Annotated in this window: 18 protein-coding genes and 2 pseudogenes; 11 read left to right on the top strand and 9 right to left on the bottom strand. The window is 49.6% G+C overall.

Features of this window, described 5'->3' with window-relative positions; translation table 11 throughout:
- Positions 1-5 precede the first annotated feature (5 nt).
- The 7 genes from OGY07_RS13035 to OGY07_RS13005 form a co-directional block, all read right to left on the bottom strand.
- The gene (locus tag OGY07_RS13035; RefSeq protein WP_286601044.1) at positions 6-1,052 is read right to left on the bottom strand and encodes a DUF968 domain-containing protein; all 1,047 of its coding nucleotides are present in this window, start codon (positions 1,050-1,052) and stop codon (positions 6-8) included.
- Complete coding sequence (locus OGY07_RS13030; RefSeq protein ID WP_181822681.1) at positions 1,049-1,927, bottom strand: phage N-6-adenine-methyltransferase; 879 nt, start codon at positions 1,925-1,927, stop codon at positions 1,049-1,051. The genes OGY07_RS13035 and OGY07_RS13030 overlap by 4 nt, the downstream gene beginning before the upstream one ends.
- The gene (locus OGY07_RS13025; RefSeq protein WP_286601040.1) at positions 1,924-2,766 is read right to left on the bottom strand and encodes a conserved phage C-terminal domain-containing protein; all 843 of its coding nucleotides are present in this window, start codon (positions 2,764-2,766) and stop codon (positions 1,924-1,926) included. Before OGY07_RS13025 ends, OGY07_RS13030 begins: the two co-directional genes overlap by 4 nt.
- Positions 2,763-2,942: a DUF4222 domain-containing protein gene (locus OGY07_RS13020; protein ID WP_181822679.1), complete on the bottom strand. Its 180-nt coding sequence runs from the start codon at positions 2,940-2,942 to the stop codon at positions 2,763-2,765. Before OGY07_RS13020 ends, OGY07_RS13025 begins: the two co-directional genes overlap by 4 nt.
- A 1-nt stretch (position 2,943) precedes the next feature.
- Positions 2,944-3,588 carry a phage antirepressor KilAC domain-containing protein gene (locus OGY07_RS13015; protein WP_286601038.1) on the bottom strand — a complete coding sequence of 215 codons (645 nt, stop codon included), beginning with the start codon at positions 3,586-3,588 and terminating at the stop codon, positions 2,944-2,946.
- Between the two features lie 226 nt (positions 3,589-3,814).
- The gene (locus OGY07_RS13010) at positions 3,815-4,372 is read right to left on the bottom strand and encodes a YmfL family putative regulatory protein (protein ID WP_181822677.1); all 558 of its coding nucleotides are present in this window, start codon (positions 4,370-4,372) and stop codon (positions 3,815-3,817) included.
- 28 nt (positions 4,373-4,400) lie between these two features.
- Complete coding sequence (locus OGY07_RS13005; RefSeq protein ID WP_181822676.1) at positions 4,401-4,598, bottom strand: Cro/CI family transcriptional regulator; 198 nt, start codon at positions 4,596-4,598, stop codon at positions 4,401-4,403.
- 100 nt (positions 4,599-4,698) lie between these two features.
- On the opposite strand from OGY07_RS13005, the gene OGY07_RS13000 reads away from it, so the two are divergent.
- A complete protein-coding gene (locus OGY07_RS13000; RefSeq protein ID WP_181822675.1) occupies positions 4,699-5,355 on the top strand; it encodes a LexA family protein in 657 nt (218 codons plus the stop codon).
- 230 nt (positions 5,356-5,585) lie between these two features.
- Here the strand turns inward: OGY07_RS13000 and OGY07_RS12995 are convergent, their stop codons facing one another.
- The gene (locus tag OGY07_RS12995) at positions 5,586-6,092 is read right to left on the bottom strand and encodes a hypothetical protein (protein ID WP_249418870.1); all 507 of its coding nucleotides are present in this window, start codon (positions 6,090-6,092) and stop codon (positions 5,586-5,588) included.
- A gap of 352 nt (positions 6,093-6,444) precedes the next feature.
- Between OGY07_RS12995 and OGY07_RS12990 the strand changes: the two genes are divergently transcribed.
- The 10 genes and pseudogenes from OGY07_RS12990 to OGY07_RS12945 all read left to right on the top strand — a co-directional run.
- Positions 6,445-6,816 (top strand): YfdP family phage-associated protein, encoded by a 372-nt coding sequence (locus OGY07_RS12990; protein WP_286601032.1) that lies wholly within the window; start codon positions 6,445-6,447, stop codon positions 6,814-6,816.
- Between the two features lie 57 nt (positions 6,817-6,873).
- Positions 6,874-7,701, top strand: coding sequence for a YfdQ family protein (locus tag OGY07_RS12985; protein ID WP_286601030.1), 828 nt, complete (start codon positions 6,874-6,876; stop codon positions 7,699-7,701).
- 130 nt (positions 7,702-7,831) lie between these two features.
- A complete protein-coding gene (locus tag OGY07_RS12980; protein ID WP_286601026.1) occupies positions 7,832-8,371 on the top strand; it encodes an HD family hydrolase in 540 nt (179 codons plus the stop codon).
- Entirely contained in the window at positions 8,359-8,532 is a 174-nt protein-coding gene (locus OGY07_RS12975; RefSeq protein ID WP_286601024.1) for a hypothetical protein, read from the top strand. Before OGY07_RS12980 ends, OGY07_RS12975 begins: the two co-directional genes overlap by 13 nt.
- Complete coding sequence (locus OGY07_RS12970) at positions 8,529-8,783, top strand: hypothetical protein (RefSeq protein ID WP_205612215.1); 255 nt, start codon at positions 8,529-8,531, stop codon at positions 8,781-8,783. The genes OGY07_RS12975 and OGY07_RS12970 overlap by 4 nt, the downstream gene beginning before the upstream one ends.
- Positions 8,780-8,920: a hypothetical protein gene (locus OGY07_RS12965; protein WP_286601021.1), complete on the top strand. Its 141-nt coding sequence runs from the start codon at positions 8,780-8,782 to the stop codon at positions 8,918-8,920. Before OGY07_RS12970 ends, OGY07_RS12965 begins: the two co-directional genes overlap by 4 nt.
- Positions 8,921-8,958: 38 nt before the next feature.
- Positions 8,959-9,165 (top strand): hypothetical protein, encoded by a 207-nt coding sequence (locus OGY07_RS12960; RefSeq protein WP_012906810.1) that lies wholly within the window; start codon positions 8,959-8,961, stop codon positions 9,163-9,165.
- Positions 9,126-10,301 carry a site-specific integrase gene (locus OGY07_RS12955; protein ID WP_286601018.1) on the top strand — a complete coding sequence of 392 codons (1,176 nt, stop codon included), beginning with the start codon at positions 9,126-9,128 and terminating at the stop codon, positions 10,299-10,301. Before OGY07_RS12960 ends, OGY07_RS12955 begins: the two co-directional genes overlap by 40 nt.
- Before the next feature lie 40 nt (positions 10,302-10,341).
- Positions 10,342-11,181, top strand: coding sequence for a hypothetical protein (locus tag OGY07_RS12950; protein WP_286601016.1), 840 nt, complete (start codon positions 10,342-10,344; stop codon positions 11,179-11,181).
- 247 nt (positions 11,182-11,428) lie between these two features.
- Positions 11,429-11,569: pseudogene (locus OGY07_RS12945) on the top strand (integrase); the annotation flags it as partial.
- Between the two features lie 7 nt (positions 11,570-11,576).
- On the opposite strand, the pseudogene OGY07_RS12940 reads toward OGY07_RS12945, so the two are convergent.
- A pseudogene (locus OGY07_RS12940) lies at positions 11,577-11,690 on the bottom strand (IS3 family transposase); the annotation flags it as partial.
- Between the last annotated feature and the right edge of the window lie 23 nt (positions 11,691-11,713).

Raw genomic sequence — 11,713 nt, 5'->3', positions numbered from 1 at the left:
TACACTTACGCTTTAACAATTACGCCGATCGCCAGCGCCCGGTCCAGGAATCGAAACAGCAGCTCCAGTTGGGTGCCATTTTTCTGCTCAAACGCCGCCACATCAGTATGCAATTTGTCGTGGCACTCTCTGCACAGAGGGATCACGAACAGGTCGTGGGCTTTGGTAGCAGTGCCCCCCATCCCATTACCGATAATATGATGTGGATCATCTGCCGGACGGCGACAACACTCGCAGGGCTGGCTTTTTACCCAGCGCGTATACTTTTCATTCTCCCAGCGGCGGCGCTTAGGCCGTAACATGAACGACTCAGGGCTATCCGGATCCGCTTGTAGCGCCATAACAGGCTTTTGCTCTACCGGCTCCGGGGCTTCTGTCCGTTTAAACCGTCTTGCTCTCTGCTGAAGTTGAACCGCCGATGGGACAGGGTCGCCCGGGATGATATCGGCCTCTTTGTAAACCGACAGAAATGGTTCAACAGGGAGACGCAGCGCCTGATGCGCCATTCCCTCCGTTATTGAATCCCCAATCCCGGAGTAAATAGCCCACCAGCACAATTCCCCAAGGGACAGCTCGCGCTCTTTGTTGTATCCGAGCCCCAGTAATACTCTATCGATCACCCATTCCGTGGCGTTATTCAGCGCCAGTGCCCCAAGAGTTTCCGTCGCTTGGTCTTTCAGTGTGTGGTCACAGTGCCAACAAACAGCTATCGCCGACGATGCGTAGCGCATTGTGACCACCTCGTTATGGTGATAATCACCGTGGGGGTACTGACACTTTTTGAAGCGCCTCAGCAACCACTCTTCCAGGGCATTGATTCCCCCAGCGGCCTGAATAACTCGCGCATCAGAGAAAAAAGACTGGAGGCTTTTGTTTTCGGCTAGCGGTTGGCGCGCGTCCGGGACTCGCCCAGTAGGCATGCCTGCCATATGCTCAGGCTGACGTTCCACCAGCACACGGCCACCTATAAATAGGGAAAATAGTTCGCTGCCAGGCTTGAGGAGCACCACGCCGAGACGTGGCACAACTTCAGGGGTAAGCAGCGCTCTCACGCAACCTCCCGTTTCATACTGCCAATCTGTTCACTGGCAACAGTGATTATTTCGCTGGTGGACATGCGCTCAAGCCAGAGCTGATTGATATTTGCTTTTAGCTTGTTCTGCTGGATCTCACTCAGCGCGTCAGCGCCTTCAACCTGGTTAAACACCAGGCCAACCTCAAGAGGCCAGATTCGCGATTCCACTTCTGGCAGATATACAGCAGCAGAAGTAACCTCTTCCGCCGGAGCTGGCGGCGCCACTTTTGTCGCGGCAAATTGAGCCAGGGACATAAACGCCCGCCCTTTCGCTTCCAGTTCCATACGACTGATATAGCTGAACCGCTCGCCACGCCATGACTTATCGAAGACGGCGATAGCACCAGCGAAGAAAGCACTAGTGGGCTTCTGCTTATCGTCGGCAGGGACAAACCACACTGGCAGATCGAACCCAATGCGCCCGCGAATGAATACAATGTGATCGGCATCCTCCGGCCACCACGTTTCACTCGGCGCGGCTTTTATCAGGAATACATAGCGACCGCCCTTCTCGCGCTGGGCTGCTGCGTATTTCATGATGTGCGTCATGCCTGTGATCGCCTGCTTCTCGTGGTACTGCGAACGGCTATACGGTGGGTTGCCATAACCAGCACCACCCAGTTCTGCCAAACGTTCAGACCAGTCCTGTGTCAGCGCGTTATCTTCTGCGGTGTACCATACCGGGCACTTCGCATTGTCATCATCAGCAAACAGGTCGAGAACCAGCGGGCCAAACATCGCATTGATGCCCCAGAACAGCAGATCCGGAGTGCGCCACTGATCGCCAACTTCTCTTAACTCATGGGCTGGCTTGCTACGCAGTTCAGCCAGCGCCTGGCAGTATCTATTCATGAGCGAAATCCCGAGTTTTCTGGTAGTGAATAATCAACATCTTTGAAGATTGCCCGCGAAGCAGGACTGAGGTTGTTAACCCACTCGCCATTTTTGCGCTCAGGGCGACCGGCTTTGTGCCATTTGTTCGCGGCCTGCAGGTAACCAGGGAATTTCGTTGGTAGAAACAGCGTCGTAGGTCGAAGGTACTCGGACATTTTAAAATCCTGCCCCCATTTCTCGGTCATGTACTCCACAACCAGAGTGAGTTCCTCGGTGGTAAACCCTTCCCCCAGCCGGGCGCGAATATTCTCCAGCGACGTTTTCCCCACCTGATAACGGGATCCTGTTTTTTGGTTCAGAAAAGTCAAAACCTGTTTAGCCTGATCGGTGATCATCACTGCAGGGTCGGGTTGCGGCGCAACCGGACAAGAAGGTTTTTTATCTGATGGATCGGTAGTTGATGTTACTGACGGATCCCCGCCAGATTCTGACGGGTGAAAACCCCCATTTTTACCGGATTTTGACGCCTCAAATTTTGACGGGTCAGAATCTGACAGGTGGGCGAATGCCGCCGCCTGAAGCTTTGCCACATTTAGTCGGTAAACATTGGATGCATTACGGTTGCCCTGGCGGCGAGCGGTACGGGTCAACCAACCTTCAGCTTCCAGCTTTGCAATAGCCGTTCTGACAGTGCTGGGCCCCGCCCCAATCTGACGAGCGATAGTCTCAATGGAAGGCCAGGAAACGCCTTCGTCGTTACTGAAGTCTGCCAAGCGTGCCATTATTGCGACACTGGAAATCTTCATGCCAGCCGCCGCACAGCCATCCCAGACGTATGCAGATAATTTAACGCTCACTTATCTACCCTCACGAATCTGGAACGAAACACGACCAACGGTGCCACGCACTCCCAGTCATAGCCGGGGCGGCGGTAGATAACACGTTGACCAGTTGCGTCATAACCGATCACATTTACGACAATGCCGTGATGATCGCGATAGTAACGGTTCAAAGGTTGAATATGCTCTGCCACGTTAACCCCCCATTAATTCTGAGGCGTACCGTTCGGCGATCCACTGGACGCCTCGAGGTGTTACGCGGGTTTGCGTATAGGCATGACCGAAATCAGATGTACCGGTTTTGACGGTAAACAGGCCCTCACGCTGGCGCAGGGCATGCGGCAGCAAATTGCCAGACTGGCGGAACAAAACTTTGTCGCGCAGCAGCACGTCGATCATCGCTTTTTCAGGCATATTCAGGATCTTCGCCGTCTCACGCAGGCTTTTGGCGCCGCCAGCTTCAACATATTGCTCAACAAAAGCCACTTTTGGGGCGTCCTGCTGAACCTTATGGTTTAACCGTGCATTCTGCTCGGCCATATCGGCAGCCAGGCGCAATGCTTCCGGCAAAGTTTGCGGGATGGCGCCAGCGCGCTCTTCCAGTTCACGCAGACGGCGGATGATTGCCATCCGCAGAGGCGCGCTGTAACCGGCAACCAGACACTCGGTATGCTCGCGATCGAGGCGATATTCCCGATACTGCTGGTTGTTCTGGGGGTGGGTCCAGAAATGGGCATACCCCCCCGGCTTCTCGCCGAGTTGCTGCAGCATGGTTTCAATATCGCGTACGACGTGTTTGTGCTGCTTCTGAGTAAGCGCCGCAATATCGCGACTACTCATCGTTACGCGTACCCCAGCAAAGAACGGAGCTGCTGAAACATTAACGCCGTTTATTTGTTGAACCATGCCGCGGCCCTCCGGTTGAATACCCCCACAATTCGAGCCGTACGACTGTGGTTACATGAAAACCAGCGACCCGATACCATGCGTTCATACCGAAACGAAGGAGCGCCCGGTACCGGGATCAACCTGAGTTGCGGCAAACGAATATTTGCGGTTAAATTGCTCACGCGGATTTCTCCATACACAATGATTTATCTGCCACGGCGCCCGGAGCTGCACACTCGCGGGCGTCACTCTTTTCTGGCGCGCAAAACACGCGATAAACGAGCGATGTATGTTCCTGAAGCTTTGATATTGCGCTGTACAGTTCGCCATCAATCGCCGATCGCTCATGAGGTTCAATCACCCCATCCTCGATCGCTTCTCTGACCTGCTGCGAATAAGCACTAATCTGTTCAATTGCCTCAAGCAGGCGCTGGTTTATATCCCCGTAGTCCAGATCTTCAATCTCTGGCATTGGAACGAACGTACCGCCTGACGCTCTGCTGACGGCGTGGGCGATGTGATTTTTTCCACCAGCACTTTGCAGAACCATTACCCAACCAAGCGGGAAAATTTGATCTCCATCGGTACGCAGACGATTAAATAGCGCGTTTTCTGTCACCCCCAACCATTCAGCGGCTTCGGCATACCCGCCCGGCAGGTCAGTGATTGTCTTTTTGATAGCGGCGACCAGCCAAGCTGGCTGCTTATCAACTTTCCATTCAGGTTCGTTACCCACGGCTCCCCCTTCGTTTCTGTGGTTCAATTTATGTTGTCGAATGGCTACGCTTTTCATAAAGCGATTGGTCCACTTTCAAATCACCTTTCGTCAGCGCCTGAATCTCAAAGGCCCGTCCTTTTGGGATAATCTCATCCCATCCGGATACGGAAGCGTGCGAGATATTTAACGCCTTAGCGGTTTTCCCTACGCCACCGAAGTAAGAAATAACTTCATTTTTCTTCATTTTTTTCCTCTGGAGTTAGGTAATGCAGTGCGTAAATAGTAGGATAACTTACATTAATTGGTCAAGCATTCCTACATCATAAAATGGTAGGATTGCCTACATGAAAATGAATGATCGAATCCGAAGCAGACGCAAAGAACTAAAGATGACGCAATCCGTCCTGGCAAAGCTCGTGGGGGTAAACCGCGTCACTATCACTGGCTGGGAATCCGGTGACTACAAACCTGGTGGCGAGAACCTCCAGGCGCTTGCAGCTGCATTAGATAAGTCACCGCAATGGTTACTGGACGGAAAGGATGACGGAAACCAACAACCGCGCGCCGTGAAGCCTGAGCACAGATTCGGAATAAGGTCAGTTCCTATCCTCACATGGGTTCAAGCTGGGGAATGGACGGCTTGTAGCGGTGCTATTACAGAGCGTGATATTAAGGAATGGGTATATACCTCAGCCGCAGTCTCCGAGAACGCATTTGCTCTCATTGTACGTGGAGACTCAATGACCAACCCTACGGGTGCCCCGAGTATTCCTGAGGGTTCGATCGTCGTTGTTGAGCCTGATTTTGGCGATGCCAGCCAAGCTAATGGCAAAATTGTAATCGCACAGCTTTTGGGTAGTGATGAGGCCACCATTAAAAAGTTCGTCATCGATGGTCCATTGAAATACCTTGTACCTCTGAATCCCAATTACAGGATGCTCGAGGTTAACGGTAACTGCCGATTGGTAGGATTAGTAAGACAAGTAATAATGGATTTATAACAAAACCGGGGCCTCCCGGTTTTTTTTCGCCCCTCAATGTAAGTTATCCAACTTTTTCTCTTGACCTGTCAATGTAAGTTATCCTACATTATATTTGTCGATAGCGAACAGGCAGGACGCCCATGAAATAGCCGCCGGTGGCGCATGAATGACCGGATGATTCGCAAACAACAAAAAAGCGCCCATAGGACGCTTCGCTCTTTAACAATCTGGATATTACCAACAAACTTCTAGAAAGGTCGTCTAAGTCGACGTGGCACCTGAACTGGCGGCATGGGCGGAACTTTATCCATTTTGAATTCACTTTTACACAATGGACAGTAATGAATGAAATACCCGCCCATAGAATGAGTGGTTGGACTTGGCTGAAGTATTGACAACTGGCTTTGCTGGAAACAACGGGGACAAGCATTAATAGTAAATTGATCATTACTTCCCCCTATTAATGCTGAGTATACAAGCGTTCCTCCGGGGGTTTTCAATATCGAATATTCCTGCGTAGCTTTCTCAAAATCCTCTAAAACAGCAAGCCTCGAACGTAAAAGAGCAGCTTCATCTTCCTTTGCTCTAATAGCGTCTCCGAGAGAAAAACACTCTGCCTGCAGTGTAATCAGTTTGCTCTGGAGTTCAATTGTTGCCGCTTTAACTTCAGCATCCGTTTTCGCGTCATTGATAATTTTAGCGAGACCTGCAGTCTCCTTTATAGCGGCCATTGCCGCTGATAGTTCAGCGATCACATTGAATACTCTTCTTCTTGTTGGGGATATCCAGATTAACCGAATCCTTGTTGTTGGGGAATAGCGGGATCCACCGAGCCTGATGTGGTGAAAGACAGGCAATAGATTGCTGTGGGTAGTCTTGGCGGTATCAGGGTCTTCAACCTTATTCAAGAGGGACGAAGATAATGTTCTACCTCGGTACCGCCCTTTTTACACAATAGACAAGGGCATCACCGGGCGACGGGCTCATAACCCAATCCACCCGGGCAAGAGGATGGCAATTGCAGTTGCCGACCAATGCAGGTGCCCTTCTCTGTTGTGTATGGAGAAATTTACAGCGGCGGCAGCCGCTTAACCGAGAGGAAATGCTATGAGCAATGATCGCATGACCGTAGTGCCCGACTTTCTGGGCGAGCTGGATGCCGGCGTGTTCATGAATAAAATCGCCGCCGCGCTTAATACCACCGCGCTGGGTGTTCTGAACAACGGCAATAAAGGCAAGGTTGTCCTGACTTTTGATTTTGAGCGTATGGGTAATTCCGTTGAAGAAAAGCGCGTCAAGATTAAGCACAAGCTGAACTACATCACCCCGACGCCGCGCGGTAAAGCCTCCGAAGAGGACACCACCGAAACCCCAATGTGGGTTAACAAAGGCGGGAAACTTACCATCCTGCAGGAAGATCAGGGGCAATTGTTCAGTATCAACGGCGCCACAGACGGAAAGCTTAAAGCGGCTCAGTGAACCGCTGACAACTAATTCACTGCCACCAATTCGATCATTTGTTAATAAGGAATTTTTATGTCTCAGGTAGACAGCGGTACTTTTAAGCAGGTTAAGGATCTGGTTCTTTCTGGTTATCACCTGAATGATATTAACGGCCTGGCTTGCCCGACAGCATTACTCCCGGAAGATACTCGCGTTGAAAGCCTCGAGCGCTTTTCTCTTGAGCGCTTCCGTTTCCGTGGCGCTATGAGTACAACCAGCATCGATGATTTTGCCCGTTATTCTAAAGGCTACGCCAGCGCCGAGGAACCTGCTCGCTGCTTTATTGATGCGGGCAATATGACCGCGCGATCCGTGTTCAATATCGGCACACTGGATAATCCGGGTCATGCTGATAACGTTGCCTCAATCACCCTGAAGAAAACTGCTCCGTTCCGCGCGCTGCTGGGTATCGACGGCGACCGCCTGAGCCAGAAGCAGATCGCCGAGTGGCTGGAAGACTGGAGCGACTACCTCACCGCGTTCGACGCCAACGGCGAAACTATGACGATCGCCCAGGCCGCGACTGCCGTTCGCCGGGTTTCCATTCAGCAGATTAACCAGGCCGATCACGAAGACAACGACTTCAGCGGTAAGAAGTCACTGATGCAAAGCATCGAGGCCAGCAGCAAAGATGTAATGCCGGTAGCGTTCGAATTTAAGTGTGTGCCCTATGAAGGTCTCGAAGAGCGCCGCTTCAAGCTGCGTAACAGCCTGCTGAAAAGCGGTGAGGCCTGCTTCGTTCTGCGTATCGTCCAACGGGAGGCCCAGGAAGAAGCGATCGCCAACGAATTTCGCGATCTTCTGATCAGTAAATTCGACGGTGATTCAGTAGAAACCTTCATCGGGAGCTTTAAAGCGTAATTGCTCAGCATTAAATCCCCGGCGCAGCGGGGATTTATTGAAGCGTAATTCCTTTATTTATCGCCTTTCGGCGAGGGATTCGTACAACCAAAAATCGTGCGGTGAAGCGCACCAATTAAGGAGAAATAACGTGAGTTTTATCCAGACACTTTCCGGTAAGCAGTTCGATTACATAAACTCCACCATTGACGATATTGATGTCGAAGATATTGCCGGGGCGCTTTCAAATATCTGCCGTTTCGCAGGACACCTGCCGGAGTTCTACAGCGTGGCCCAACATTCCGTTTTGTGCAGCCAGATCGTGTCGCCAGAGTTTGCCTTTGAAGCGCTGATGCATGACGCCGCAGAAGCATATTGCCAGGACATCCCCGCCCCGCTCAAAGCTCTGCTGCCCGACTACCGGCAGATCGAGAAGCGTACTGATCAGCTCATTCGCCTGAAGTTCGGCCTGCCCCTTGAAGGATCGTCCTTTGTGAAATACGCCGACCTGACCATGCTGGCAACCGAACGCCGTGATCTGGACATCGACGACAGTATCCCATGGGTGATGCTGGAAGGCATACCGCCGACAGATTTGTTTGAAATACACCCTCTGCGCCCCGGCCAAGCTTTCGGGCTGTTCATTAACCGGTTCAATGAGTTGATGGAGCTGCGCCAATGCGCCGCCTGAAAATAACGGAACTCGTTGCGAAAGCTCATGCCTCCGTACCGGAATTACCAGCAAAGCATGCGCGGATCATGAAAGAAGTAGCAACAAGACTCGAAGCCACATATGCCGCGTTAACTGAGTCGTTAGCTCAGTTAGATCAACTGAAAGGTAAGGCTCAATGACCATACTCGAATACATTCAGGCCCATCCCAATACCACCAGCGGTGAAATTGCCAGAGGCATGAATAGAAGGACACCGGCTGTTGCCGGCGCACTGTCTCAACTCTATACCACCGGGCGAATAGTGAAGTCTGGCGTCCGTGAAGGTGTACCAACATACCGCGTTAATGACCTGCCTTTTGGTTGCAGTAACACCCTAACGCTGATGTTCAACCAACTTTTACGGACCGTTCGCTCGGGAGCAGCCCAATGAGCAACATCGACAAACGCACATTATGTGAAGCTTCGGTTCGCGCAGGTAGTGGGGTGTCAATACATGCGCGCCACCAAGCAAAAAACGTGGACGCAATCTGGCAGAAGTTGATTCCGACCAGCAACGCTGATATTTAATATTACTACCCGGGTGCAGCCGGGCAATGGAGAAATTTATGCTGAGCCTCGATTGTGTACCTATTTCAACTTATTGCAAAGAGACTGGTGAAACTCCTGATGCGATCAACAAGCGCGTACAGCGTGGTGTGTGGCGTGAAGGGGTTCAAGTGCTGAAAGTCGAAGGCGTTAAGGAGAGATGGATAGATCTTAGTGAGGTTGCAAAATGGGCCAGACAGAATCGCCTAAACTCCCGCGCGGCGTAACCATCAGGAAACATCGCAACGGTCAAACCATCAATATTACTTTTACATATAAAGGGGTGAAATGCCGTGAGCCTCTTTCTAATCTGGACGTAACCCCTAAAAATATCAAATACGCCGAGCGCACACTCGGCGAAATCCATAACAAGATCGAAAGGGGAACGTTTGTTTACGCGGAATACTTTCCCCGTTCTACCCGATTAAAAATTTTCGGAAACGCTGCCGCAGGAAAAACGGTGAAGATGTATCTGGATGAGTATCTGGTGATCTGCGAAACGAGGAAGCTTTCCCCTTCGACAATAGGCGGGTACAAGAAATGCCGAAGCGCATTGTCATCACTTCATATTTTTCCTGCAAGTGAGTTGACGCCGGCTGCATTGAAGACATGGATCCAGAACCAGAAAACGACATTGAAGACCATCCGAAACCAGTTGTCATTCCTGCGTTCTGCATTGGATGAAGCAGTGACAGATGGTGTGCTTCAGATTAACCCTGTATCTCTGGTAACAGCTTCACGGTACCAAAGTGATAAATCAGTGGCAGAAAGTAGTTATGTGGTAGATCCGTTGTCACCAGCAGAAGTAGACGCTTTACTCTCAACGGCTGGTAATAAGCAGTGGGAGAACCTTTTCCGGTTCGCTATCCAAACCGGGCTGCGTAGTTCTGAACTGTGTGCTCTTCGTTGGGATGATATTGACTTTGTAGGGAAGACAGCTCACGTCCAGAGCGCCAGTGTTGTTGGTGTGATCAAAGGGACCAAGACAAAAGCAGGTACCCGTAAAGTTGAACTCACAGATGAAGCAATGTCGGCTCTGATAAATCAGAAACCGTTCACGTTCATGAAGGGCGCTACTGTCTTTGAAGATCCAAAGACCAATAAGCCGTGGGCAAGTGCTGATGCAATTAGAAAAAAGGCATGGGTGCCAACTCTACGAAAAGCAGGCATCCGCTACCGAAACCCATATCAGACAAGGCATACATTCGCCACCAGCCATATCAGCCGTGGGGCCAACCTTTTCTGGTTAGCAACCCAAATGGGCCATAAAGGGCCAGAAATGCTCTTCCGAAATTATGGCCGTTACTTGAAGGAATATGATAACTCAACTTCCATCAATATATTGAATAAAAAGAGTATATAAATGATAATCCTCACTTTCTCGTAGAGTGAGGATTGTTCGCATGGCAGCAGAAAGTTGGGTTACCATCGGTGGTTTCATTGCAACCACAGCTTCAGCAGTTGCAGCTTTCTTTGCTGTAAAACAAACCATGTTACAAAGAACAATTTCGACAAAACCACAACTAATTATCAATTCGCAAGAAGTAAAAACCCTACATACGTCAGACAGTGTTTTCAGATTAAAACTTGAAAATAAAGATTATTTCTATGACATACCAATTACAATAAAAAACGTTGGGTTAGGTACCGCTTTGAACATAAAATACAACTGGAATTTCGACTACAAAAATATAGCTAAGCGCTCAGAAATCATCGAGATAAATCAAAATCAAATGTATAGCCTGTTAAAAAAGCAATCTCAAACAGGAGAAAGATACTTTGAAGCATTTGATGACAAAGAATCAAATGTCGTATATTTCCAATTTTACAGATACGGGAAATTAAACCATTATGGAATTAAAAGAGAGCATAAAGAGCTTGAGTATATTATGCCAATAACTCAAGAAAGCTCTCCTTCAAAAATAAAATTTCCATCATTGATACTTTTACTGCTGTCTGAAATGTCGCATTCAGAAACAGCTTCACATGATGCTTTTTTTGATATAATGGATGCAGGACAACTAAGCATTAAATATGAAGATATTTCTGGAAATAAAATAACAATAAACTTCAGATGTACCTTACAGTTAATAAGGTTTCAAAGCAAAACTGAAAATGGACCTAGTTCAACTTTTAGAATCGAGTTCAATCGTATCCATTCCGAGTCCAGGTCAGGACTGCAAAGGCTACGCAAAAGCTACGTTAATTTTATGAATGAGTATGATTTCAATAAAAACAGATAGTTAAAATACTTCGGACGCGGATTCAACTCCCGCCAGCTCCACCAAAATTCTGCATCGGTGATTACCAGAGTCATCCGATGAAGTCCTAAGAGCCCGCACGGCGCAAGCCCTGCGGGCTTTTTTGTGACTTGAATTTGTCCCGCGAAGTCCGAAGAGAACTAATTAAATCCGAAACTTTTAGGCCCATTGATAGGCCCAACGAAAAGCTCTATTGTTTTCGTTGGGCCTAAACGCATGGAGACTCCCTATGGCAAGAAAAACCAAGCCGTTAACCGATACGGAAATCAAAGCCGCCAAACCTAAAGATGCCGATTACCAGCTGTATGATGGTGACGGGTTTACTCTGTTAATCAAGTCCAGGGTCACTGACGCCCCAATATGGCTTTACCATGGCTTTACCGCCAGCGCCGATTGTTGAACAGGTCAATGTCATCGAAGAGATCTGCACGAGCCAGATCCTGGGTTTTGTAGGCCCGTTTTTTGATGCACTGCTTTTTCAGCGAACTGAAGCAAGGTCGTAGAAGTAAAACAG

It is taken from the genome of Citrobacter sp. Cs237 (assembly GCF_030332325.1).
GTDB lineage: Bacteria > Pseudomonadota > Gammaproteobacteria > Enterobacterales > Enterobacteriaceae > Citrobacter_A > Citrobacter_A sedlakii.
This window is presented reverse-complemented; position numbering and strand designations above follow the sequence as displayed.

Bases quoted from the DNA above. Each gene is read 5' to 3' on its own strand.
- OGY07_RS13030 (WP_181822681.1), bottom strand. From the start codon at position 1,927: ATGAATAGATACTGCCAGGCGCTGGCTGAACTGCGTAGCAAGCCAGCC.
- OGY07_RS13015 (WP_286601038.1), bottom strand. From the start codon at position 3,588: ATGAGTAGTCGCGATATTGCGGCGCTTACTCAGAAGCAGCACAAACAC.
- OGY07_RS13005 (WP_181822676.1), bottom strand. From the start codon at position 4,598: ATGAAGAAAAATGAAGTTATTTCTTACTTCGGTGGCGTAGGGAAAACC.
- OGY07_RS13000 (WP_181822675.1), top strand. From the start codon at position 4,699: ATGAAAATGAATGATCGAATCCGAAGCAGACGCAAAGAACTAAAGATG.
- OGY07_RS12990 (WP_286601032.1), top strand. From the start codon at position 6,445: ATGAGCAATGATCGCATGACCGTAGTGCCCGACTTTCTGGGCGAGCTG.
- OGY07_RS12985 (WP_286601030.1), top strand. From the start codon at position 6,874: ATGTCTCAGGTAGACAGCGGTACTTTTAAGCAGGTTAAGGATCTGGTT.
- OGY07_RS12975 (WP_286601024.1), top strand. From the start codon at position 8,359: ATGCGCCGCCTGAAAATAACGGAACTCGTTGCGAAAGCTCATGCCTCC.
- OGY07_RS12970 (WP_205612215.1), top strand. From the start codon at position 8,529: ATGACCATACTCGAATACATTCAGGCCCATCCCAATACCACCAGCGGT.
- OGY07_RS12965 (WP_286601021.1), top strand. From the start codon at position 8,780: ATGAGCAACATCGACAAACGCACATTATGTGAAGCTTCGGTTCGCGCA.
- OGY07_RS12960 (WP_012906810.1), top strand. From the start codon at position 8,959: ATGCTGAGCCTCGATTGTGTACCTATTTCAACTTATTGCAAAGAGACT.
- OGY07_RS12955 (WP_286601018.1), top strand. From the start codon at position 9,126: ATGGGCCAGACAGAATCGCCTAAACTCCCGCGCGGCGTAACCATCAGG.
- OGY07_RS12950 (WP_286601016.1), top strand. From the start codon at position 10,342: ATGGCAGCAGAAAGTTGGGTTACCATCGGTGGTTTCATTGCAACCACA.